Below are 23,570 nucleotides of genomic sequence, written 5' to 3' on the forward strand. Positions count from 1 at the left end.
TCTTCCAAATCAAGCCCCTTTTGCCTTATACATCGCTCCATCAGCTTTCTGTATTAATTCTTGAAGGCTTTGCCCATCATCGGGATAAATAGCAAAACCAAGAGACACGCCTACTGAAGAAAACTTCTCAAAGTTTTCACTAGCTAATTTTTGTTGAAGCTCTTGGATATAAATCGACTCAAAATCGTCTTTACTATCAGGTACGAGAATGAGAAATTCATCACCACCCCATCGTGCTACTACATCATTGTTCTTAACAGATTTTTTTATTAGATATGCAAAATGACTTAATAACTCATCACCTTTATTATGTCCGTATGTATCATTAATTTCTTTGAATTTATTGAGGTCCATCATAATAACAGCCAGTTTTTTATTTTCTTTTTTACAATCTTTCAAAAAGTTTTTGAAATGCTGTTCTACTGTTCGACGATTAAATGTATCTGTTAAAGGGTCCTTTTCAGAATAGTATTTCACCAAATCATATTGCTTTCCGCACCAGGCAGCAATCGCTAAAAAAATGATTGTTAATATAAAAAAGTTTGCTTTAAACGGAAGCCCTAAATAATAATGATAATAAAAATATCTGAGAACATTGAATACAATAACTACTAGAATAGCGGCTATCCTACCTACATACTTCATATAATCACTCATTTCTACACTGCATGCAGGTATATTACACTACCACAGAATGGACTGCAACTTAATTCACTACATTTTTTCTCACCCTTTGTAGTATATAGTTTCCTTAATCCTATCAACATTTTATTAAAGCGACAAAGTCTTTTACGGTATCAAATAGAAAATGAAACACTTTTTTTAAAAAATTGTTTATTATGGTTTAACTTTATAGAGGTCGGGTATATAAAGAATACAAGGCGAAACAACTAGGAAGAACGGCATTGTAGACGAGCAACCTACAATGATTTCCTATGATGAACTGCACGGCCTTGGCGGAAAATTTGCTTTGACTTGCGATTAGATACACTCGTCAGGAACTGAAAGACCCAAGTTCCATTCACTGAAGTGTGAACTATGCAGTAGAAGGAAAGTTTTTTGTGGAAGTGCAACTTGATGCCTGATTACAAACAGAAAATCACATGTAACATTATGTGACATTCCAACTTGAATCGGTCCAATCAAACTGCACAGACGAGCGATGGGTAAATGATCGTTAGGCAGAACAGTTTGTGTAATTGAAAAAACTATCAAATTTTCCGAGTGCGATTCCCTTTTGCAGAGGGATGGAAAAAGCATGGTCCCCGGGGGCCATGCTTTTTTCGTAGTTATTCACTAATTTCAGCTTGCCATTCCTCTTTAATGTCAAGCCCAATTGCAGATGCGGTTTCTTCATTCACAACAAACTGCAAGTTTTTCGTTACTTGAACAGGTAACTCAGAAGGCTTGCTTTCTCCCGTTAAGATCTTGACAGCCATTTGACCTGTTTCATAACCGAGATCGTGGTAACTGAAGCCGTATGCTGCTAAACCGCCTCGTTTGACGGAGTCTAGTTCACCGACCATCATCGGCAGTTTATTATCAAACGCAGCTGATGTGACAGATTCGAGCGCTGAAACAACTGTATTGTCTTTAATGATGTACAAAGAGTCCACTTTCCCAATCAACGAATCGACAGCTTGTTTAACATCCGCCGATGTGGCAACAGAAGCTTCAATAATGTTCAAATCCATTTCTTTTGCCAGCTCTTTCACCTTGTCAATCTGAACGCGTGCATTTTGTTCTCCTGCGTTAAACACTACACCAATATTTTTCGCCCCTAATTGCTTTTTCAGAAACGTCATCGTTAATGGAATAACATCTGGATGTAAATCGATTGTGCCTGTTACATTCCCACCCGGATTTTCTAATGAATCAACCAATTGAGCACCGACAGCATCCGTCACAGATGTGAACACGATTGGAATTTCTTGTGTCTCACTTGCCACAGCCTGTGCACTTGAAGTCGAATTCGCAAAAATTAAATCGACATTGGAATTCACAAGGTTAGTTGCAATTGTCATATTTGTACTGTTATCATTTTGTGCGTTCTGCACTTGATATTCTACGTCAAGCCCCGCATCTGCTAGTGCCTGTTTAAAACCTTCATAAGCAGCATTCAATGACGGATGTTCCACAATTTGCGTGACCCCTACTGTATATTTCTTGCCATTCCACTCGTTGCCCGATAATGGATTTTGATTTCCTCCACCGCAGGCTACAAGTAGTAACATAGCACTGAATAGAATAATTGTAATTTTTTTCAATTTACTCATGATTTCCTTCCTCCCCTTTTTGTATAAAAATTATACAAAGTTCTTAATTTTCCATAAGATTACACGGTCTCTAATTAATAGTCAATACAATTTTGAATACATCTTACTATTAAGCGCTTACATATTTTGCAGACCTCGATTTATCCAATTTAGGACTTGTAACATATAATTTTATTAATAAATTCCTTCTCAAATGAGTGGCAGAATGAACGCTCGATTTCGGGAAACACTACATGATTAAGGAGGGAATAAGATGGCGAAAAATAATAAAATTCTAGTACCAGAAGCGCGCAAAGCGTTGGATCAATTAAAAGCAGATGTGATGAGTGCACAAGGCTACAAAGTTGATACAGCCGATCCAGGCAATGTGAAATACGAAATTGCAGATGAGCTTGGTATTCCGTTGACGAAAGGCTATAACGGCAAACTCACATCTGAACAGGCTGGAAAAATCGGTGGTCCGATTGGTGGCAATATGGTGAAAGAAATGGTTCGGATGGCGCAGGAGAATATGGCGAAGAAATGAAATAAAACGCTGATCCATGAGAGAATGGATTAGCGTTTTATTATTTGTGATTGCTTGATGTTACACTGACTGTTTCAACAGTTTCTCGGTATACTTACAGTCCGACGATTTGCCATGACAATTCCCCAATAAAAAAGCACCGACCCAGTTACAGTCAGTGCTCTCCCCTTTAAAACTTCGATCCAACGTCCCCATATTCATTGAGAAGTTCTTCGAAACTTTTATTCTTCTCGCGTTCTTTGCGTTCACGACGAATCTCTTCTTGACGCTGTTCTTCTTTCGCCTGTTCTGCAGCCGATAATTGTTGTTTAGCAGCCTTCAACTTTGCAAGAATATCATCGCCGAGTGCGTCAGATAACGTCAACCTATCATTTTCTACCTTATTTGAACGTGTTGGTGCTACTTGCTTACGTTTTTTTGCCATTTGTTTCACCTGCTTTCATAATTTATGGTCGCGTAACGATGGTTGCGACGCCTTGCCCCCCGCCGATGCACAGTGTTACGAGTCCTGATTTGGCGTCACGACGCTTCATTTCGTGAAGGAGTGTGACGAGAATCCGTGCGCCACTAGCGCCGATTGGATGACCGAGTGCGATTGCCCCGCCGTTGACGTTCAGTTTTTCTTGATCAAACCCTAGTTCTTTATCGACAGCAATCGATTGTGCCGCGAATGCTTCGTTCGCTTCAATCAAATCAATGTCAGACAGTTGCATACCAGCTTTGTCAAGCGCCTGTTTAACAGCTTGAACAGGGCCAATACCCATAACTGCAGGATCGACGCCTGCATTGCCATTTGCCGCGATCGTTGCGAGCGGAGTCAAGCCGAGTTCGTCTGCCTTCGCTTTTGACATGATGACGAGTGCTGCCGCTCCATCATTGATACCCGAAGCATTTCCTGCCGTAACACTACCGTCTTTTTTAAAGGCTGGACGCAATTTCCCTAGCTTATCCACCGTCGTTCCTGCTTTAACATATTCATCTGTATCAAAAATAATTGGCTCGCCTTTCCGTTGCGGAATAGCAATCGGCACAATTTCATCTTTAAATACGTCTGCTTCAATAGCAGTAACTGCTTTCTGTTGTGACAGTGCTGAAAACGTATCTTGCTCTTCACGTGTAATCGCATAACGATCACATAAATTTTCAGCTGTAATACCCATATGATAATCATTGAATGCACACCATAAACCATCTGTAATCATGCTGTCTATGATTTTCTGATCACCCATTTTAAAGCCTTCTCGCCCATTTTTCAACAAATAAGGCGCTTGACTCATATTTTCCATGCCGCCTGCAACGATAATGTCTGCATCCCCTGCGATAATGGCTTGACGTGCTAAATGAACGGCTTTTAACCCAGAACCACATACTTTATTAATGGTGAGAGATGGAACTGTTTCAGGAAGCCCCGCTTTGATGGCGGCTTGACGTGCTGGATTTTGACCAAGCCCTGCTTGTAACACATTCCCCATAATCACTTCATCCACATTGTCAGGATCCACTCCCGCGCGTTGCAATGCCTCTTGAATAACCGCCGCACCAAGATCTGTTGCAGATACATCTTTCAATGAACCCAAAAAAGAACCGATGGCGGAACGGACCGCACTGACGATTACGACTTCTGTTGACATGAAATTTCCCCCATTCCCTTTATCAAGTTGCCTGTATATGCATCCCTTCAGTACAATATACTAGAGGAGGGATGTTATGTTTATTTTACCAAACAACGTTACGATTATCGAGGTCGGTCCGCGGGATGGGCTGCAAAATGACAAAAAACAGGTCGATACACAGCATAAACTCACATTCATACGGGCACTTCAAGGGGCAGGCATTACGGAAATGGAGCTGACTTCATTCGTATCGCCGAAGTGGGTGCCACAAATGGCAGATGCCAAGGAAATTATTGCAAAGACGCAACACATTGGACGGCAATTCGTCCTAGCACCGAATGCAAAAGGCGCAGAACTAGCACTCGAAGCGGGTGTGCGTAGCATCGCTGTGTTCGTAGGGGTCAGCAATTCATTTAACGAAAAAAATATTAACCGCACAACAGCTAAAAGTATGGAAGCACTACAAGCCGTTATTGCAACATTAAAAGCAGCCGGCGTTTTTGTCCGCGCCTGCATTTCCACTGCATTTTATTGCCCATACGAGGGAAAGATAAATCCTGAAGAAACTCTTGCATTATGCCACTGGTTCGCGGCTTTTGGTGTGGATGAATTAAGCGTGGCTGATACGATTGGCATGGCTAATCCACAGGAAAGTTATGACTTATTTAAAACTCTGAAGGAAGAACTGCCTAACGTTCTATTGACAGCACATTTCCACGATACGCGCAAAATGGCGATGGCCAATATTTTTGCTGCACTACAAGCTGGCATTGACCGCTTTGATACATCTGCCGGCGGGTTAGGTGGCTGTCCATTTGCCCCTGGTGCTACGGGCAATGTAGCGACGGAAGATGTTGTGCATATGCTCGACACGCTTGGTATCCAAACAGGGGTTGATGTAAAAAAAGTATGTGAGGCTGTCCAAGTCATTGCACCATATGTGTCACGGTCCATTGATACAGGCATGTACAGATTGTTCTTAAATGGACAATAATAGAGGGGAGAATTGACGATGAAACGGCGTGTTCTGTATATCACCGGTATTATTTCCGGTATTTTCACGGCGTTAATAACTATTTTGGGTATTTTCTTAACGAATAAGATGATGTTTTTGAAACCTAAGAATCCTGGGTTGATTATGAAACGAGAAATTCTTTCGAAAAGGTTTGATGAATATTGGTATGAAACGGTACGCAAGGATGACATGTGGATCATTTCCCCGAATGGCTATCGTTTAAAAGCAGTCTTTTTGAAACCGCTTGAGACAACTAGAACTGTCATCATCTGTCATGGCGTGACGGAAAATAAGATTAATTCGATGAAATATGCTCGTCTATTTGAACGGCTCGGTTTTAATTCGGTTGTGTACGATCACCGACGACACGGAGATTCTGGTGGCAAGACGACGAGTTTTGGCTATTATGAAAAAATTGATTTACAGGCGATTGTCCAAGCAGTGCGTGAGCGAATTGGCAAACGGGCGTTGCTCGGGATTCACGGGGAATCAATGGGGGCAGCCACGGCAATTTTATTTGCGGGTACCTACGAGGATGAAGTAGATTTTCTTGTGGCAGACTGCCCATTCTCCGATTTCACTGAGCAAATTCTCCATGTACTACGAACGGAAACACCACTACGTACAGCCATGATGCTGCGAATCGGCAATTTATTTCTTAAAATGCGAGATGGTTATTCGACAAACCTTGTGTCACCACGGGAGGTCGTTAATAACATTACAATCCCCGTGTTATTTATCCATAGCATGGAAGATGATTTTATCTTGCCGTATATGACAGAAGAATTATACGAGGCCAAGGCTGGCGATAAAATGCTGAAATTATTTCCAAAAGGGGCACATGCCAAATCTTACAATGATAACCCTATGCAATATGAATTGACCGTACGAGATTTTTTAGGTCGCTTTGGTTTTTCGCAATAATAAACTGACCCACTCTTCACTGAATGGAAGGTGGGTTATTGGAAATGCACCAGATGTCAGGGTTACACTAAAAAAACCACTCTTCTGTTAACTTTCAACAGAATAAGTGGTCGATTGATGAAGAAAATTATTTCTTCTTCGTGCTCTTTTCACTAGCTTTATTCATTTGTGTCATCATTTGATTAATTTTCTTTTGTGACGGTTTTTGTCCCATTTGCATCAAAACGTGATACCTACGGGCTTTCCGTCAACTATCTTGACCAAATTTACCGATGAGAGAAGTATAGCACAGGAGGTAAAATACGTCTAGCTATCTGGCACTAAATTAGTTGATTGATTAATTTTCCTGATTGAGGGCATTAATCAACATTCGTTCCTTAAATACCCAATCAAATATAAGTGCGTGCGAAAAGTGATATGGTCACAAAACATAGATAGACATAGAGCTATCAACCCTCACATCACAACAATCCCTGTTTCTATTCGCATATAGACTAGGTAGAAACTCAATATGCTTCAACTTCACAAGCTTGTTGGTATATCGTTTCGATTTAGGGGTCAAGTGGTGTTGACAGGACGGGACACGGACATCGCTATATTCAATTTTCAGTTTTGTCGGAATTAGGGGGGCTATCCTCTCACTACATCTCACGTTCACTAGAACCTCTTAAATGCCTCTCTGACAGGTTCTTACACTCCGCCCACTATGAGTAGAAAATGATTCTAATGAAGGTGTACGGTCACATGAGACTAGCGCAAGAAAAAAACTACAATATCAACTCCAGTCAAATGAAGATTCTTAGTATTCACTTTCAGAAGAGACTAAAATACTAAGTCAATGTACTTCTCCTTAATCCCACATTTTCACCCAAAGATATGTGTTTTCGGGTAAAGTAAAGTCCGTAATTCTAATGGATGAATTGTTGACATATCATATTTTGTACCATGTGCCTCGATTGATGGATGAATACCAATGTTTCTACCTGTATCGTTAAAATATACAAATTTCGTGTTTTCCCCCTCATTTTATAGCTCCATTATTGACTCTAGTTAATTGCCCTAGCTGTGACATGACCACAAATAAAAGATTGATTTTACTTCTCAATCCTCAACATAAGTTCCTTTAATGCTTCAATACTTAATACATCATCCTTCCTTCTATGTACCATACGATGACAGTTCGCACATAAAGGAATTAAATCCGTATCAGGATTAATCTCAGCAGCTTCTTCCAATGTACTTAAAGGTTTAATATGATGCACTTCGATAAAGTCTTTTCCTCGCTCACCATATACATCTTCAAAGTTAAAATCGCAAGCATAACAGTTCACTCCATGTTTCATTATTGCTAACTTTCTATTCTTAGAATCACGTTCGTAGCGTTTACCGTTATAATGTTTAACATGCCCTTCGATTCCATATCCTTCTTCAGCTTGTTCCGCTTCAAGGTCTGAATCAATACTTCTATCTAGTTCTGTTTCATCCAATAACTTTAATAGTCGGGTAACTTCTGAATAAGCTTCTCCCTTAGTTTCTAATATCTGAATCACTTCATTCAATTCTTCCTCCTGGAAAATCCCCCTATAGTCTGCTTTCATCCCCAAATAATAAAGGATATTTGCAGAACTACGACCTTTTGTACTTCCATCTTCTATACCAAGCACATTCATATCTAACCATCTGTGAGTTTCATTATTAACCAAGTGTTCAAATATCACGTCTGCTTTAAGTTCATCCGAATAAAAATTAAATTCTCTAATTCTTCCACTTGGGTGTAACGGCGGCAAGGAATAATCTCCAGTCTCCTGAGAATAAACTTTATCAATAGTTCCTGCTTCACTTTTCAAAATATTCACTGTGTAGTCTTTACGAGTGCGACCATCTAGACGCTGTTCAACGTATTTTCTTAACAGCGGATTATCTGAAGGCTTAAACCATTGCTTTAAATGATTTACGGTTGCCCTGCCATCAGTCCTTGCAATTGCCTCTTTATCAATATACATATCTCCTTTCATGCCTTCATAACCTATAAACTTACTTGGAGCTAACAACTTCTCTTCATGTATGTAATACCATTGTTGAAAACTTGAAATTTGCTTTTCTACCGTTTTAACATCTTTCATAAACTGCTTAATGTTTATCTTTAACTCATCAAGACTCTCAACTAATCTGAATCGTTTATCGACAGTCTGTTGCGTTGGAGGAACTCTGGCATACCATAATTGGCGTAAATGGCTACCATGTTCGTCACTCAATAGGTAGTTTGTGTTTTGGCGCAACCTTAAGATAAGCAGTTCTGATAAGACTTCATGTTCTCTAAACTCCAAGCGATTCAAACCATTTGTTACTTCTACTTCTAGTACTTCAAGTTCGACAGCTAGGTAGCTACCATTAACATCTTCATACCAATATTTTAGAGATTCATCATCATTTGTATACTCTTGCGGTAAAGAAACTACCTCACTTCTGGCAATTACTCCACCACTAGATTTATTGCCACCATCCGAACGCCAAATATACACTTCATCGCCAATACTAATATCCTTTGCATAGTGCTCTTGTCTAATTGACCACCAGATAAACTGATTTTCTAGTAAATAGTCATCAACATTAAACTTTGTTGGATTACCTTGAAATATCCATGTTTTCACAATGAATCTCCACCTTTATAATTATTCCAATTTACAAATACCTACCTATCAAACTAGATAGGTAGGTATTTGTGCAATGTTATTCATTTTAATCGTTATACGTTTGATTACGGTCTTTTAATCTTTGAATGGCTGCTAATACTTTTTCTAAATCCGAAACATCATTAGGGGTATTTGGCGTTGTCAAAATATGTGCCACTCTGCGGTAAGTTAACTTGTCTCCATATCCCATTATAATGTAAATCGCACGCTTGAATTGATTGTTTTCTTCCCAATCTACATCCCCATAAACAACACGATAATATGCATCATTACTATGTTGTGGTGCAGGAATATCTATGTAATCTATAGGCTGCTGATGAATTGCCATTTTATCCCCTCCTAATAATTGCACTCAATATTAACATTCTACAAAAGTCCTATAAATCCTTCTAATATCGACAATTCACTTACTTTTATATCATTTGGATACACCTACTACCACCCCTTCAGCTAGAAAAGGGCTAATGTTAATTTGGTAATTAGCCCCGCCTATGCAAACTATATCTGAACATGCCGCCCATTTCAGCACCAACTGGTTCAGCAAGTTCTGCAGCTACAACTTCTATCCACACTAATGCTATCGAGTCGTTTCGTCAGCATATCTAATTTGTGTGAGTGTAGCAGGTCACCAATATACAAGAAGATACCCTACTTCATTATCGGAAATACAGGGGCTACCCCTCTGTTCAAAGCAAACTTAGGTAGTGTTCTTACGGATACCATATGGAATCAATCTCAAGTCTCATAGGGAGTTTCTCCATCTCCACAGAGGGTTTGTGTGGCTAACATGACCTACAACCTATTCCTGTTATATAATCTTCTACCAAGACTAATATGCTTCTTCCTATTATATTTCGTTATATTCACAATAAAGTCGCTCAGGAAGCTCTCTCCAAAAACTTTGCAGTGCTTCTTTATACTTAATGAAGTCTGTATCTTTAACATTCAATACTCGTTCATTGAGAACAGTTCTATGAACTCTCATTAAGTTATTATCTGTTACTTCTGATATAAAGAAATCAGGTCTTAACTCTTCTAGCTCAATTGCAGAACCGCCCTCACCATGTTTGATAACATTAGCTAGTAGCCTCAGTTCATCTAGGGTTTCCCAACATAACATTTGCTCTAAATTTTGACCAAAGCTTAGAAATTGTTCCTTAATGTCATTAATTCCTCTCGTACAAAATCTTGAAAACTCGATTTCTCTCCCATTCTTAGTGAATAAAGTTATCTCTGAATGTTTGATTTCATCGAACAAGAACTTTCTTACTTGCTGCTCCCAAAACTGATATATCGTAGAAATCCACATCAACTGATTATTGTACTTGACTAAAGAAACAGCTTCATAATATTCTAAGCCTTTTTCAAATGCAGAATCTGCAAAATCAGCTACATCATGTCTATCAGGGTCAAAATAATGCCCTAACTTTTCATAATGATTTTGAGCTATGTTATCAGCTTCTTCTTCTAAGTTATTAAAAACTAAAGAAATTTTATTTAGGTACACATCCAGATAATAATCATAAGGTTTTTGGAATCTTACTCTCAACTCTTGGTATAGATATAGTTGTGCGGTTATCACTTCATTCACCTACTTTATTAAATTTAGAATCAAAAAAGAGAGCCTATTTTTAGCTCTCACATACTACCTATTCATTCCAATAAGATAACTCACCGCCAAAGTTAACTATGGAGAGTTGAACCTAACTCAGAAGTCTAGCGTGTTGGATACGAACGGTAATGCTCTCAGACATGTTCAAGTCGCCCCTCACAGAAACACTTGTACGGTCTTGCTTTCACAGCCTTACGTACCATACGCTAACACCTCCTAATTTTAGTTCAGGTGGTGAGTTACCTATACTTCACAATAAATTGGAAGCAAAGTACATAATATATTTTTGATAATCATTAGTATCATTTACTTTTACTTACTCGTTCAAGGTCGTCTATTTGTGTGCATGTAGCAGGTAGCTTCGATTCCCCTATTCCTCATCGCCAAAATATCGGAAACTAGTCTATTTTATAGCCTAAATCTCAATCACCTATACCATTAAGAATAGAACAGATACAGTTTTTGATAATAAGGGATTTTCTGTTAGTACATAAATAGCAAAACATAAAAGTGACCGTTTACTTGTCTGTTAGTTATATTGATTTAAATTCATTGTCTAATCTTCCAAAACAATTTCTTGTAGTAATGTATCAAACGTTTGTCGTCTTACAGCATTTGGCATATTGGTAAATCCTACATTATTATACCAGTCAATTAATCTTTGTTTTTTCTCATCTACTAGTTCACTAGAGCCATTAAAGATGAATACACCTAATAAATAAGTTATTTGTTCCATACGTGTAGGCTTTTTTAAATTCTCATTTTTAATAAACAAAATAGTTTCATCTAAATAATTTAGTGTATTGTTAATTATCTCTCTCAGTTCCGCAGGTTTTAGTTTAACTAAACTACCTTCTTTTGTATCTGATGGAATTGGACAAAAATTTAAAGCGTGAGTTGGCTGTTTAGTTAATACCTCATACGCTGGATTTAAAACTGCAATTGGATAAGAAACTTCTGTATCCTTCGTTTTAAATAATTTCATCAAATTAATTGTTTCAATTTTTTCCACGAATTTATTTACATACTCTGGATAAATATCTAATCCTTGAACTAACATTTTAGAAAATTTCATTTGAAGTTTAGAAATTTGACTACCCGCATTATTTAATACTTCAAACCACCCTATTTGCTCTTCTTCATTTAAATTTTCAGCCATATTTATTACAAAACTATAACCAAAAAATTTCTTTCTCACTGATAAGACAGCATCTTTAGTAATGTCATTTTTTAAAAATGAATTACTATTCATATAGTTATAGAAAACTTCCGCATTTTTATTTAATAGTATCCCAACAGGAATTTGATAGTTTTTAATAGCAGAAGTCACAATCATAAACTTAGCTCTACTGACATCAAAAACAATATCTTCAAATTCTGCATCATTAATATATGCTTTATATAAGCAACTAAGACGTTGCTGCCCGTCTGTAACAGAATGTTTACCCATCAAATTACCAGTTATTAAGTTTCTATGAATAAAAGATACTTGCTCTATGGCTTTTTCAACATCTGTAATTATATTCATTGAAATTGGCGCAACAGGTGCTTTTCCTCGATATATAAAATTATACAAGTCTACATTTTTTTGTTTTATCCAACGTAATCCTGTTTGATAAACTGGTAAAACTAAATTCTCAGATTCAATCTCTTTGCAAAGTGTTTCCATACTTTGTGTATGAGTTTTTTGAGTAGGGTTTAAATCTGCAAACATTGTTAAATCTTCATGCATTTTCGCCATAACTACCAATCTCCTTAAACTTCTTTGTTAAGTCAAATATATCACGCTGCTACTTTTTTGTAAACAAAATATAATAGGGCTGCTAATCAATAAACTTATATTTTAACGCAGATTCAACCGCTTTATAAATAGCTGCCATATTAACTTATTATTATATACAATTGAGCTGCGTGATTCATTGAATATTGAAATTATTTTAATTAAACCCTAAATCGTATCATCTCGAATTCTTATTAATAATGTGTGTCTCAAACTACCTATACATATTTCCGACCTTCTTCTCCACCAAAATACAGAAATACACCCACTATTATCCAATAAGAGATGCACGATACTCTAGTAGCACTCTGCGCCTCTCTTCAAAATTAATTTTAAAACTATACCACCTGTAATCCATTTAGATTCACAAAGTTCCCCAGTTCCTTATATCATCTGACTATTTTTCGCTATTGTATTGTGAATATATTTATTTTTATTAGCTGTAATTCCATCTTTCATCGTATACCGCTACTATTAAATCCTTCTCGAGCGATATTCATATAAATACTACTGTTTCTTAACTACTAAATTTATATAGTGTTAGAGGGGAGTGGCTCAAAACTATATTTTGTTACATTATCTTAGGCAGTAAATCTAAAGAATTTCAAAGCAAAACGAGAGACAATTCAGTAGAATCATCTCTCGTCATCACTACTATTTCACTTCACTTACTGCTCTTTTCTTCATAGCACGAATGAGCGTACTTTTACTAATTCCCGTCTTCTCAGCCACTTGATTGTACGAATTTCTCTCTAGCATATCTAAAGCGTGTTCTATCTGCGCCTTTGTGTATGTAGGCTTTCTACCTTCACGATAGTTGGGGTTTTGTCTTGCAATTGCCTTGCCTTCCTGTGTGCGTTCAACAATCATGTCACGCTCAAATTCAGCAAAGGCAAAGAAGATAGTACGAATAAGTTTTGAAGTCGGTTTGTTATCCATAATCCCCATGTTCAAAATGTTTACCCTTACGCCTTTTTCAATTAGCGCTTTTACCAATTCACTACCTTGCGTGGAGGAACGTGCTATACGGTCTAATTTAGTAACCATAAGCGTGTCGCCTTCCTCAAGTAGCTCCAAAAGCTTGTTCAATTCTGGTCTATCAGTTTGTGTCCCAGTGAACTTCTCTTGATAGATTTTTGTTGCTCCTTCTTTTTCCAATGCTTGAATCTGTGCTTCAAGGTCTTGACCAATCGTTGACACCCTTGCATATCCATATACCGCCATTTCAATCCCTCTTTCCGTGTTCACTTATGACACTTAATTGTGACACCAATTGATACCTTGATACTACTGCATCGGACTTTCAGTGTCAATACTTAGAAGTTATGGAACCTTCAACAATTTTTTTCATTCTCTATAAAAAAATTATTTATTTTAATTGTAGTTTCTATATATATATTCATACCTATCATCGTCTCTAGAGCTAATCTCTCGAAATGCTCAGGATTAGTTTTCTCTAAGAGTTTCAAGTGTGAAATAATTTTATTTTGATGTTTATCGGATAGAATATAATACTCATTAGTTCTAACCCTAACATTTGAAATGTCACCAAAAATCTCATAATCAATCGAATCAGTATATGCAAGTGCTTTTACTTCCTTATACGCATTTTCAATTAATCGAACACTAAAACTTATGTCCTCTATATACCTATAGAATAATTCAATTACTTCAGTTTTATTTTCTCTTACGTCATCATTAGCAAATAATGAACTTTTTTTTGCTAACTCTATTACCATTGAACGGGCATTTACTTCTATATTTTTAAGTTCCGCATAAACCAATGAATTGAACAGAGATTTTTTATTTAAAGCTATCTGTAGTTGCTCCTCCGCCCTACGCCTTTCTTGCTTCTCCCATTGATTATTAGCATTTACACCACTTAACCAAGTACCTGCTAACGCTCCACCCAATCCACCTATCAATGTCGCTATTGTTGAAGGTGCTACCCAATCACTATCAAAACCAATACTTCCATGTAGAATCATCATTATTAATGCCAACAACGAACTTAATAAAATCGCTATAACCCAAAGTAAAACAGCATTAATTTTCACATAAATCACTCCTTTTATTTTTCAAAGTTAAGAACTTAGCTTCATTATAATTGATAATCTCATCTTAGATTTTCAGCAATATTAATTTTAAGACCATTATCGTCAAGTCCTATGTTTCTCTATGAAGATGTCTGTCTACAATCACATGGTTCAATCAATGTTACATCTTGGCCGAGTTATAGCTGCTAGGTGTCCATTTGATTGCTTAATGCCATCTATCCATGATTTAGCTGTGTTTCATCGTGGTCAATCTAACACTGCTCGTGGCGGTTATTAGGCGTTGTCGTGTCGTCTGCTGTAACACTCAATCACTTTTGCTATACACTTGCTACCAAATCACATTTCACTCTGCTATTATTTACTTGTCAGTTCAATTCCGAAAGGAGGGTATCTCATAAAAAATATTAATACTCCTAAAATATTTAGTAGAATAGGGAAGCAATTTAAAGTTTTCAGGGTACTACTTGTTGTAGATGAATTAAGTGAAGCAAATAGAATTATTAAATTTCTTGGGCTTTCCTTTATAATTCTAGCTTTCTTTTACCTTTTAGGTTTAGTTAAGTTATCCGCCATAATTATAATATGCATTTCTTTATCAGGTATTTTCTTCATCATTGGAGATATATTTGAACATTTTTGCAAAGTTCAGTTTGCAAAAAAAGCAATTGATGCCCGTATCATAAATAATAGAATAGGTCATTTAAAGTTATTTAAATTGGGTTGTCAATTTTCAGCTATCATATCTTTAATTGTAGCCCCTTACCTTACATTAACCTTAGCGGATAGCATGCTTAACAAAGTCAGCAATACACTTGCAATGTTGGCCATAGGTTTAACCGTATTTAAAATAGGTTTAGATAACTCAATGAAAAAGTCTGAATTTGAAGACATGCTTATTGAAGAACTATCCAAACTTGCCGAAGAAACTACAACTCCTCAACAAGATAAGAATAAATAAATCATTCTTATTCTTGTTGAGCTGTTTTAAATATATATGACAAATTGTTAAACTTCAGATTCCTTGTGCAACAGGAAATCATAAATCACATGGCTGTTATGCAAATACCAATCCTCTACGTCATCACAACATGCCCGTACAGCTCCCGCCCACATCCGCTCACCTTCCTATCAACGCTCACATGCACGACAAACACTTCTAGGAGCTTGTTACGGTTGTCCATGCATGGTAGGCGTAACCCCAACTCAAATTCAAAGCGATAGAATGATAACTCTACCGCCCGTTACTGATTCTGAATTTCCCCCAATGACTTTAATGACTGCCTGTTACGGACATCGGACGCTATCTTGTCTTCTACCTAAACAGGCAAATAAACTTGCTACATCCACACCAATACTTATAAATATGTTACACTACAAAAAACGGCTAATTATTCATTTTTTCACAAAAGTCATATTTCGATAAACCTATTGAATATTTCAAATCAAAATAAACGGGAGTGTTGGTCGAATGAAAATTTATATTTTCTTGGATACAAATATACTCGACAAGCAATTTTTAATAAATCCAGAAATCGAAGAATTATTGAGATTTACAAATCTCTCTGGCAACGATGTGGAGATAGTACTAACTGAAATTGTCCTTCAAGAATTAGTTGACCACGCACGAAACGAAATTGTTGAAAAAAATGAAAGTATCAAATCTATAAATAAACTTAAACTTTGGGCGGATAAAATCCCAATTAGAGAGTTTGAAGTGGAGGAGCTTATCCTAAAGTATAAAGAACAGTTATTAACTAATTATCCTTTCACATTTTTCGCTCCAGATATTAATGTATTTAAAAAAGTCTATGACAGGTATTTTCAAAGATTAAAACCTTTCGACAATAAAAAGCAGCAATTTAAAGACGGGTTACTTTGGGAAACCATTCTAAACTTCAAAGAGAAGGTTAATATTGAAACGAGTCAATACTTTCTCATTTCCAAAAACTCAAACGACTTCGCTATAAATAAACAAAATATAAACGTTTTGCATCCTGACTACAAAGCAGAGTTTTCAGGAATAGAATTAAAAAATGATATTAATTCTTTTTTAGTGGATAAAGGATATTATGATGATTATGAAATAGATAGTTTAAAGGAAGAAAAAATGTTAGAACGACTAAAGGAATATTTTTCAAAACATAACTGGGAATTTGAAGAACCATTAAACGAATACATTTTTGAAAAGAATGTGTCTTCCAAAAATGAATTTGCTCTAAGCGGTATTAAAGAACAAGTCTGCCGTATCAACAATTCAAAAAAGCCACGTAAATCTAGTCTATACATCCATGTCCCACTCATAATCAAAACTTCAATAAATTTATTAGTGAGAGAACACTCTGAATCATGGGTACATGGTGGCGATGACGATGAATATATACTAAACATAATACCAGCAGAAATAACATGCGAAGCTGTCTTTAGTGAAGCACAAGATGATTATAGTGTGGTCATTATGGATAAAATTAGAATCTACGAGAAACCAGACGCAAGTTAATACAAATAAATTAATATGTAAAAACAGAACTTGGGTGTATGATTGATTCTCATATTATGCAAGTTTTTTTGTTATGCTCTCACAAGCCCACTAACAGCTCTGCAACAACAATTAGACAACCCCGATTGAATGAATCCCCCGCCATACCATCAACGCTCACAGGCTTATTAAACACAGATAAGGGCATGTTGTACACTAACTCAATGTTGTTGAAGCACTAGACTGAATCTACCTTAAAAAAATCTCCACCCGCATGGCTTACCCTAATGTATTTGTTCAAGATAACAACTATTAAAATGAAACTTATTCCGAATCTTTTCGTATTAAGGAATAGGGGGGGTAAATATGTTAACCGATAGAGAATTAGCAATATTAATTTGGCTAGTAATAGTTATTCTAATATGCTTAGTAATTTTGAGAAAGAGCCTATTTTCTCCATTGATTAGTTTAGTAAAAGCTCTTTGGGCAGTCTTACTTATGCCCTTCGCTATTATAGTAAACTGCTATATCGCTTTAATATTTTGTGTATTATGGTATTACAATATTTTAGAAACCGATTTGTTAATCACTTTTACGCTGTGGATTCTTTTGTTCTTGTATCCATCAATTAATACCGTTTATTCTAAACATAGCACATTGAGTATAGATGATTTTGTAAAATCATCTCTTTCACTAAACATCATCTTTATATTTTTAGTAAATAAATATACTTTCCCTTTATGGTTAGAGTTAATATTGGTACCCACTCTATTCTTCTTAGGAGCCATGAGTGAGTTTTCAAAAAACAAAATTGAGTATAGGATTGCTAATAAGTTGAGTAACTGCTTAATTATAGGCTTTGGAGTAGTTATGATATTAAATGTTGTAGTTCAGTTCATTCTAAACATTGAGGACTTAACTACATCAATATTTTGGAAGTCTTTCACTATCGAGCTATATGTTTTATTGCACTTACCTTTGCTTTATTTCGTGAAATACTATGCTTACTATGAGAAGTTCAAGATTCATTTCTCCTTTAAGACCTACTTTCAACTAAGTGGAATTAAAATACACTTATTCACTGCAAAAATCCTGTTTAAAACTAAATTTAATGTGGTTTCGTTAAACACTATATGGGATGGTATTAGAAAAAATAATTTCCGTAGCAAAGAAGAAATACTAAGAAGTATTGAACATGAAGATTAATGATGATTACTTATAAAACAATATAAAAACACATGAACTTTACGGTATAGCCACGTCTAAACGCTCATACAAGCCCTATGACCACACTAGACATAAATATGAAATATAAGGGACGATTCTATCGGAATCGTTGCTCATAGGGCTTGTGTGTTACACCCAGCTAGGACACTACATCCTCTATAAAAGGCGGCTCTAAGAATTGACCTGAACAATTCATGTAACCAAATGTATGTCTTTCTGATTCTCAAATCGTCTGAGCGCTGCTCTATTGCACCTAAAAAGAAAAAGCACACCAACTTAATGATGTGCTAGAAGAAATCATAAATTCTAAGTCTAACTACCATTAAAACATTTAGCGTTTCAGTCGCTTTGCTCCTTACACTTTTGCTAACGCATGTCGAGTCGTCATTATTTGAACATGGCTTTAGTCGCTAACGCTCCTTCCGCTCATGTTGAAATAACAACGAACTCAACATTTGTTGGTTTTCACTTCTTCGAAGCAAAAACCGTTGTACATAACACTATTTCTATCGTCAAGACAGAACAGTCGTAATGCTATATATAGCTTATAGCTCATTCTGTCTTACATGCGATAAAGTATAGATTCTACGCTGCTTTTTCTGTCCTCCAGAATCTATAATATACTCTTTAGATTCAACAAACTCATAAGGATAACCTAAAGTAACCAACTCTCTGTTAGCAATCGAGATACGCTTTATCACCTTCTCTGTCTTGCTATTTTTTAACGATAATTTCTCCAATAGTTCTTTGGCTTCCTCAAAAGAAAACTTGTTATTAATATTTTCTTCCAGTATTGCTAACCTAACTTGTTTAGCCTCAAGATAATCTTGAATATATACCTTTTCCTGATAACCCAATAGAAATTTAATTTCTTCAAGGTAACCATTAGGTTTCTGTACATACTTTTGGTATCTACTCAGGTTTACAGCTGATTTAATATATTTCATATTATTAACTTTCACCGTACCTGAACTGTCCATGTAAAATATGTCACTCAATTCCATACGCTTACCTTTAGTTGATTGGAGAGTCCCATAGAACAGTTTGCCTAATTCAACTCTTTTGCCTTCTTTAGATATATAACCACCCAACTGTTTGTTCGTATAGTTTTTAAACATGATATTAATCTTTTCATCGACTTTATCAGATAATCGCTTCCTACCAAGACATTGTAGGAATGTGTCCGTATCAAGCATATCGATTATTACATGCTGAACTTCTAAATCTACAATATTCACACCAACATCTAATGCAGAAGTGGCAATTAGGAACAACGTTTCAAACTTTTCTGCATTGATAATTGAATCTAATTTTCCCTTATCCACATGCTCTACAAAATCACTGTGCTTTCCGCAAACAAATGTAGCGTGCTGCTCGTACCGCTTGAAAATTTGATAAGCCTTTTTGTCACTTTGAATAAAAATCATTGCTTTATGATTATTTTCAAGCAACCAATCCACCGCTTTGTATAGATATTCGTCAGATTGATAGGCTGAGAGTTTATCAATATAGCTGTAATCTTGCTCTAGATGGTATTCAATAAGCTTTCTTTCTTTGTAGAAACGCTTCAAGAAATTAATAATACTATCACCTGTAGCACTTAGAAACAGTAATACTGCATGTGAAGTTGATAAAAGATGTTCTAACGACATGTCCGTATAATCATTGAAACTTGCGTCATTAGTAAAGTAATGCGATTCATCACAAACAATATATTTGTAAGCATTTAACCAATCATTATTATTCCCATGGTAATTACACTTAGCTTCAACAGTCTGATATAATTTAACCTCGATGTTTGTTATTCCTTGTTTGGCAAGAATAGCCTCAATCTGTTCCTTTAACCTTATCCTTGGAACAAGATATAGAATTAGCTCTCCATTTTGTTTTGCATATCCAGCAAGAACATTTTGAACAAAGTAACTTTTACCACTCCCTGTTCCGCTAGAAATATTCACCAAATCACCTGCGCCCCAGTCTTTAAAACTATTTCCTATGATTTCAGAAATCCTTATTTTCGTCATCTTATCTCTCCTAAAATAAAAAAGCGTGGATTTATGATACAATCCACACTTATCAATTAATTAAAAACTACACTGTATGTCGCTCATAGCCTCTATCAACAAATATTTGAGGCAAAGGTACAAGATTTTCTACTAGGTTATATAAGGAGTCTTTTGAATTTCCATTCTCCAAGAATCTGCCCTTATTTTCATACAACAAGTACCATAAAAATTCTTGGTAATCCATTTCTTTAATTCCTTGCATTGTCTCCTCAAGACAATTAATAGTATCAAGTACATAGTCATCAAAAGTACCTTCAACGGTTTCTCTAACAGCTAATTCTGATTTTGCCTTTGCATATTGTAAGAAACATTTCTCTTTAGCTGTATCTAACAGCACCTCCAAAAAAGTATCTTTCGGCAAAACGTAGTAATCTTTTTCCATTAAAATCCTCCTCATAATTTGTTATTTGTGAATCAATCTATATTAAATAGCTCACTTGCATTTATTTTAAATTCCTCTTCAGAAAACTTTTTCAGAAGAAAATCCGCTAATTCATCATCTGAGAGGTCAACATATTCTACTTCATCAACTTCCATAATTCGCAGGAATATCTCAGGAAGATTTCTACTCTTAAATCTAACTAATTGAGCAATTGTAATCGGAGTCTCTTCTGAGTATAGTTTCGCTATTTCTTCAATTTCTTCTTGAAGACAGTCATCATATACTCGCTGTACCTCATCCAAGAACTCCTCCAGCTCACTCGAGTCAAATTCTTCTCTCTTCAAGAAAGTGACTATAATATATGACTCGACTATCCCAAATACATTTTCAGTATCCGTGATACCCTTACCATAATTGTCATAGAGAAAATCTATGGCAGTTCTTAATATAAGGGCATTACTTACATCTCTTCCCTCAAATACACGTTTTTTTATTTTCTCCATTTTTTCTGATGTTATTTCATCAGTTCTAAAACTAATTGTCTTCGGTACATTCTCCATATTACCCCTCCTCGTTTAGGTATTAAATATTAATACTCTTGTTAATCCACTTGTTGTTTACACAATAATACACTTTTCTGTTTATGTCAACATAATAACCTATTTTCATACGCCCCTCTTGATATATTTATAACTTCTAATATATTTAGTCAGAGTTCAGAATATCGGCTGGACATAAAAACAACTGCCTACATCAAAGACACAAGTAATCTTGAGCCTAAGACATAGACAGTCATCACAACATGAGTCCATCATTTTAATTATCGCTCTACGTGCTGTCACATAGCATCAATTCCCATCCCACTAGCAACAAGGGACTCAGACAGCGTGTCCAACAAGTTTCTCAATATCTTGATTGGCAATAGATGTCTTGTGCCTGCTTGAATGGGGTTTCATCGAATCTGCACCTAAACGCAACCCTCACGGATGCTCCACGTCCTCTACTGCAAGCCCTGCGTCTTCTAGCCCCTTAATCACATAACCCAAGCAAGACTGATTACTCCATTCCTCTGCCTGCCACCTTAGCTTATGAATTACCTTTTGTAAGTCTTTGCGTTGGACTGTAATCATAATTGAATCCTCAGCGAACATGTCCAATTCATCCTTTATGCTTAACATTCCTTGTTTGATGTTATTGTTCATTTGTCTGCCCTCCTTAGATTCATCAACGGACTAGATGAAATTGCTTTACCTTCTAATTGTTCAGCCGTCATACTGTTTAAATAACGTTGTGTGATTCCTATATCCGAATGTCCTAGCAATCGGCTCAGAGTATAGACGTCCATCCCACTATTTAATGCTTGGACACTGTAAAAATGTCGAAACGTGTGAGGCGATACCCTTTTATCCTCAATGCCTGCCCTCTTACCTGCTTCCTTGACTGCATTGTATAGTGCAATATGACTCATAAAATCGCCTTGATACGTTAAAAAATAGGCATCTGATTTAACTATCTTATCTTTGAAATACTGCTTTTTTAGTCGTTCATATCGAATTAAAATCTTTTTCAAGGTAGGACTAATAAAAACAATCCTTTCCTTATTACCTTTTCCATTTACGAGAATCGTTGTTTCTTTTACATTGATTGAAAGCAGTCCTCTGATTTCCATTGCTCGCAAACCACAATCTGCCATCATCGCAATTAACGCTTTGTTACGTGCTTCTAAATAAGTTTTGTAACTGAAAGCATCAATCATCTTCACAACCTCTTTAGGCGTAAATCCAGACAATACTTTTCGAGGAACTTTTGGCGTTTCAACCTTTTTCATCGGACTTTCTTTGATATATTCTTCTTTGACACACCAGTTAAAAAAAGCTGAAATAATTTTCATCATACTGACAATAGATTGGGCTTGTAAGCCACTTGACTGCTTCCCTCTGAAATAAACTCTTAGGTCATGGACAGTGATTGCATCCATTTCTGTAATAGCCCTTTTTTCTTTTAAATACGATTCAATTTGCTTCAATTCCTGATTTTTATTAATCATTGTCTTCTCGGTTAACCCTCTCGCCAAGCAATGGTATCTGTATTCCTCCAACAAATCGCTTAACAACAACAAAAAAACCACCTCCACTGATTAATATCTCATCAGTAAAAATGGTTTTTTAGATAGTTTTAAAAGAAAATAACAATAGCAAATGAAGGATTAAGCCAATCAAATTAATTTATTTTTAACTTGATGAAAAAAGCAAGAAACCCAAATGCCAAAACGCTTCAAAATCGCATAGATTCAGCATTTACAGGCTTACTTCTTCTTCGTGCTCTTTTCACTAGCTTTATTCATTTGTGTCATCATTTGATTAATTTTCTTTTGTGACGGTTTTTGTCCCATTTGCATCATCATCATTCGTAACATATCTTCATTAATTGGCGGGTTATCTTTCAAATATTTCATCATATATTGACGTGCAATGAAAAATCCAAGGGCCACACCACCTGCTAGCGCGACGATGATTAAAATAATTCCTAATGTCAAATTCATCCGCTATTACCTCCTTCACTTCCGTAATTCGAGTGTACTCCACCATGATGGATTATACAGCATAGCAGTGGTAGATGGCAATGCTCCTACACAAAATATTCCTTTCATGAAATAATGGCCACAATAATTATTCTTCTAGGCATCCAAAAATGGAGAGGATGATGGTTATGAGTGAACAGCTTCTCCAGCAAATTTTGATTGAATTGAAGGACATAAAAACGGACCAGCAGGGATTTAAAACTGAACAGCAGAGCATGAAATTTCAAATTAATGAAAATACGCTGTTGACACGCGCAATCTTTGACAGACAGTAAGAAACCGATGCTAAACTAGAAAGCCTAACAATGGACGTCCACAAACTACATGGCGAGGTTGCAGAAA

23 protein-coding genes and 1 pseudogene are annotated in these 23,570 nt (G+C 36.2%); 7 read left to right on the forward strand and 17 right to left on the reverse strand.

Annotated features, from left to right (window positions below; genetic code table 11):
• Positions 1-9: 9 nt before the first annotated feature.
• Together R2B72_RS05260 and R2B72_RS05265 are read right to left on the reverse strand one after the other, a co-directional pair.
• Complete coding sequence (locus tag R2B72_RS05260) at positions 10-645, reverse strand: GGDEF domain-containing protein (protein WP_318615287.1); 636 nt, start codon at positions 643-645, stop codon at positions 10-12.
• A 644-nt stretch (positions 646-1,289) separates the two neighbouring features.
• Positions 1,290-2,276, reverse strand: a complete 987-nt coding sequence (locus tag R2B72_RS05265) for an ABC transporter substrate binding protein (protein WP_412177798.1) — start codon at positions 2,274-2,276, stop codon at positions 1,290-1,292.
• 253 nt (positions 2,277-2,529) lie between these two features.
• On the opposite strand from R2B72_RS05265, the gene R2B72_RS05270 reads away from it, so the two are divergent.
• Positions 2,530-2,802, forward strand: coding sequence for an alpha/beta-type small acid-soluble spore protein (locus tag R2B72_RS05270; protein WP_318615289.1), 273 nt, complete (start codon positions 2,530-2,532; stop codon positions 2,800-2,802).
• 169 nt (positions 2,803-2,971) lie between these two features.
• Here the strand turns inward: R2B72_RS05270 and R2B72_RS05275 are convergent, their stop codons facing one another.
• Positions 2,972-3,226, reverse strand: a complete 255-nt coding sequence (locus R2B72_RS05275) for a YqkE family protein (protein ID WP_318615291.1) — start codon at positions 3,224-3,226, stop codon at positions 2,972-2,974.
• A gap of 22 nt (positions 3,227-3,248) precedes the next feature.
• The gene (locus tag R2B72_RS05280) at positions 3,249-4,433 is read right to left on the reverse strand and encodes an acetyl-CoA C-acetyltransferase (protein ID WP_318615292.1); all 1,185 of its coding nucleotides are present in this window, start codon (positions 4,431-4,433) and stop codon (positions 3,249-3,251) included.
• Positions 4,434-4,509: 76 nt separating this feature from the next.
• On the opposite strand from R2B72_RS05280, the gene R2B72_RS05285 reads away from it, so the two are divergent.
• Both R2B72_RS05285 and R2B72_RS05290 read left to right on the forward strand, forming a co-directional pair.
• The gene (locus tag R2B72_RS05285) at positions 4,510-5,409 is read left to right on the forward strand and encodes a hydroxymethylglutaryl-CoA lyase (RefSeq protein ID WP_318615293.1); all 900 of its coding nucleotides are present in this window, start codon (positions 4,510-4,512) and stop codon (positions 5,407-5,409) included.
• 18 nt (positions 5,410-5,427) lie between these two features.
• Positions 5,428-6,354, forward strand: a complete 927-nt coding sequence (locus tag R2B72_RS05290; protein ID WP_318615294.1) for an alpha/beta hydrolase — start codon at positions 5,428-5,430, stop codon at positions 6,352-6,354.
• Positions 6,355-6,481: 127 nt separating this feature from the next.
• Here R2B72_RS05290 and R2B72_RS05295 read toward each other — a convergent pair.
• From R2B72_RS05295 to R2B72_RS05325, 7 genes and pseudogenes are all read right to left on the reverse strand, one after another.
• Positions 6,482-6,580, reverse strand: a pseudogene (locus tag R2B72_RS05295) (YneF family protein); the annotation flags it as partial.
• An 868-nt stretch (positions 6,581-7,448) separates the two neighbouring features.
• The gene (locus R2B72_RS05300) at positions 7,449-9,005 is read right to left on the reverse strand and encodes an EVE domain-containing protein (protein WP_318615295.1); all 1,557 of its coding nucleotides are present in this window, start codon (positions 9,003-9,005) and stop codon (positions 7,449-7,451) included.
• An 88-nt stretch (positions 9,006-9,093) separates the two neighbouring features.
• Positions 9,094-9,375, reverse strand: coding sequence for a hypothetical protein (locus R2B72_RS05305; RefSeq protein WP_318615296.1), 282 nt, complete (start codon positions 9,373-9,375; stop codon positions 9,094-9,096).
• A 519-nt stretch (positions 9,376-9,894) separates the two neighbouring features.
• On the reverse strand, positions 9,895-10,629 hold the full coding sequence (locus R2B72_RS05310; protein WP_318615297.1) for a hypothetical protein: 735 nt from the start codon (positions 10,627-10,629) through the stop codon (positions 9,895-9,897).
• Between the two features lie 586 nt (positions 10,630-11,215).
• Positions 11,216-12,400: a hypothetical protein gene (locus tag R2B72_RS05315; protein ID WP_318615299.1), complete on the reverse strand. Its 1,185-nt coding sequence runs from the start codon at positions 12,398-12,400 to the stop codon at positions 11,216-11,218.
• Positions 12,401-13,093: 693 nt separating this feature from the next.
• Positions 13,094-13,663, reverse strand: coding sequence for a recombinase family protein (locus tag R2B72_RS05320; protein ID WP_318615300.1), 570 nt, complete (start codon positions 13,661-13,663; stop codon positions 13,094-13,096).
• A gap of 110 nt (positions 13,664-13,773) precedes the next feature.
• Positions 13,774-14,496 carry a hypothetical protein gene (locus R2B72_RS05325; protein WP_318615301.1) on the reverse strand — a complete coding sequence of 241 codons (723 nt, stop codon included), beginning with the start codon at positions 14,494-14,496 and terminating at the stop codon, positions 13,774-13,776.
• 325 nt (positions 14,497-14,821) lie between these two features.
• Here R2B72_RS05325 and R2B72_RS05330 point away from each other — a divergent pair, with 325 nt between their 5' ends.
• From R2B72_RS05330 to R2B72_RS05340, 3 genes are all read left to right on the forward strand, one after another.
• Complete coding sequence (locus R2B72_RS05330) at positions 14,822-15,454, forward strand: hypothetical protein (protein ID WP_318615303.1); 633 nt, start codon at positions 14,822-14,824, stop codon at positions 15,452-15,454.
• Positions 15,455-15,964: 510 nt separating this feature from the next.
• Positions 15,965-16,993, forward strand: coding sequence for a PIN domain-containing protein (locus R2B72_RS05335; RefSeq protein ID WP_318615304.1), 1,029 nt, complete (start codon positions 15,965-15,967; stop codon positions 16,991-16,993).
• A gap of 345 nt (positions 16,994-17,338) precedes the next feature.
• Positions 17,339-18,178, forward strand: a complete 840-nt coding sequence (locus R2B72_RS05340) for a hypothetical protein (protein ID WP_318615305.1) — start codon at positions 17,339-17,341, stop codon at positions 18,176-18,178.
• 566 nt (positions 18,179-18,744) lie between these two features.
• Here R2B72_RS05340 and R2B72_RS05345 read toward each other — a convergent pair.
• The 6 genes from R2B72_RS05345 to R2B72_RS05370 form a co-directional block, all read right to left on the reverse strand.
• On the reverse strand, positions 18,745-20,223 hold the full coding sequence (locus tag R2B72_RS05345; protein WP_318615306.1) for a DEAD/DEAH box helicase: 1,479 nt from the start codon (positions 20,221-20,223) through the stop codon (positions 18,745-18,747).
• Positions 20,224-20,290: 67 nt separating this feature from the next.
• Positions 20,291-20,647 (reverse strand): hypothetical protein, encoded by a 357-nt coding sequence (locus tag R2B72_RS05350; protein ID WP_318615308.1) that lies wholly within the window; start codon positions 20,645-20,647, stop codon positions 20,291-20,293.
• Positions 20,648-20,679: 32 nt separating this feature from the next.
• On the reverse strand, positions 20,680-21,207 hold the full coding sequence (locus tag R2B72_RS05355) for a hypothetical protein (RefSeq protein ID WP_318615309.1): 528 nt from the start codon (positions 21,205-21,207) through the stop codon (positions 20,680-20,682).
• A 420-nt stretch (positions 21,208-21,627) separates the two neighbouring features.
• Positions 21,628-21,849, reverse strand: a complete 222-nt coding sequence (locus tag R2B72_RS05360; protein WP_318615310.1) for a hypothetical protein — start codon at positions 21,847-21,849, stop codon at positions 21,628-21,630.
• Positions 21,846-22,766, reverse strand: a complete 921-nt coding sequence (locus R2B72_RS05365; RefSeq protein WP_318615312.1) for a tyrosine-type recombinase/integrase — start codon at positions 22,764-22,766, stop codon at positions 21,846-21,848. The genes R2B72_RS05360 and R2B72_RS05365 overlap by 4 nt, the downstream gene beginning before the upstream one ends.
• A 186-nt stretch (positions 22,767-22,952) precedes the next feature.
• A complete protein-coding gene (locus R2B72_RS05370; RefSeq protein ID WP_318615314.1) occupies positions 22,953-23,189 on the reverse strand; it encodes a YneF family protein in 237 nt (78 codons plus the stop codon).
• Positions 23,190-23,356: 167 nt separating this feature from the next.
• Between R2B72_RS05370 and R2B72_RS05375 the strand changes: the two genes are divergently transcribed.
• Positions 23,357-23,503: a hypothetical protein gene (locus R2B72_RS05375; protein WP_318615316.1), complete on the forward strand. Its 147-nt coding sequence runs from the start codon at positions 23,357-23,359 to the stop codon at positions 23,501-23,503.
• The last annotated feature ends 67 nt before the right edge of the window (positions 23,504-23,570 follow it).

The organism is Sporosarcina sp. YIM B06819, from assembly GCF_033485175.1.
Lineage (GTDB): Bacteria > Bacillota > Bacilli > Bacillales_A > Planococcaceae > Sporosarcina.

What these genes read in the sequence shown, in the direction of transcription:
- R2B72_RS05260 (WP_318615287.1), bottom strand. Translation starts at nt 645, where the DNA reads ATGAAGTATGTAGGTAGGATAGCCGCTATTCTAGTAGTTATTGTATTC.
- R2B72_RS05265 (WP_412177798.1), bottom strand. Translation starts at nt 2,276, where the DNA reads ATGAGTAAATTGAAAAAAATTACAATTATTCTATTCAGTGCTATGTTA.
- R2B72_RS05270 (WP_318615289.1), top strand. Translation starts at nt 2,530, where the DNA reads ATGGCGAAAAATAATAAAATTCTAGTACCAGAAGCGCGCAAAGCGTTG.
- R2B72_RS05275 (WP_318615291.1), bottom strand. Translation starts at nt 3,226, where the DNA reads ATGGCAAAAAAACGTAAGCAAGTAGCACCAACACGTTCAAATAAGGTA.
- R2B72_RS05280 (WP_318615292.1), bottom strand. Translation starts at nt 4,433, where the DNA reads ATGTCAACAGAAGTCGTAATCGTCAGTGCGGTCCGTTCCGCCATCGGT.
- R2B72_RS05285 (WP_318615293.1), top strand. Translation starts at nt 4,510, where the DNA reads ATGTTTATTTTACCAAACAACGTTACGATTATCGAGGTCGGTCCGCGG.
- R2B72_RS05290 (WP_318615294.1), top strand. Translation starts at nt 5,428, where the DNA reads ATGAAACGGCGTGTTCTGTATATCACCGGTATTATTTCCGGTATTTTC.
- R2B72_RS05305 (WP_318615296.1), bottom strand. Translation starts at nt 9,375, where the DNA reads ATGGCAATTCATCAGCAGCCTATAGATTACATAGATATTCCTGCACCA.
- R2B72_RS05315 (WP_318615299.1), bottom strand. Translation starts at nt 12,400, where the DNA reads ATGGCGAAAATGCATGAAGATTTAACAATGTTTGCAGATTTAAACCCT.
- R2B72_RS05320 (WP_318615300.1), bottom strand. Translation starts at nt 13,663, where the DNA reads ATGGCGGTATATGGATATGCAAGGGTGTCAACGATTGGTCAAGACCTT.
- R2B72_RS05335 (WP_318615304.1), top strand. Translation starts at nt 15,965, where the DNA reads ATGAAAATTTATATTTTCTTGGATACAAATATACTCGACAAGCAATTT.
- R2B72_RS05340 (WP_318615305.1), top strand. Translation starts at nt 17,339, where the DNA reads ATGTTAACCGATAGAGAATTAGCAATATTAATTTGGCTAGTAATAGTT.
- R2B72_RS05345 (WP_318615306.1), bottom strand. Translation starts at nt 20,223, where the DNA reads ATGACGAAAATAAGGATTTCTGAAATCATAGGAAATAGTTTTAAAGAC.
- R2B72_RS05350 (WP_318615308.1), bottom strand. Translation starts at nt 20,647, where the DNA reads ATGGAAAAAGATTACTACGTTTTGCCGAAAGATACTTTTTTGGAGGTG.
- R2B72_RS05355 (WP_318615309.1), bottom strand. Translation starts at nt 21,207, where the DNA reads ATGGAGAATGTACCGAAGACAATTAGTTTTAGAACTGATGAAATAACA.
- R2B72_RS05360 (WP_318615310.1), bottom strand. Translation starts at nt 21,849, where the DNA reads ATGAACAATAACATCAAACAAGGAATGTTAAGCATAAAGGATGAATTG.
- R2B72_RS05370 (WP_318615314.1), bottom strand. Translation starts at nt 23,189, where the DNA reads ATGAATTTGACATTAGGAATTATTTTAATCATCGTCGCGCTAGCAGGT.
- R2B72_RS05375 (WP_318615316.1), top strand. Translation starts at nt 23,357, where the DNA reads ATGAGTGAACAGCTTCTCCAGCAAATTTTGATTGAATTGAAGGACATA.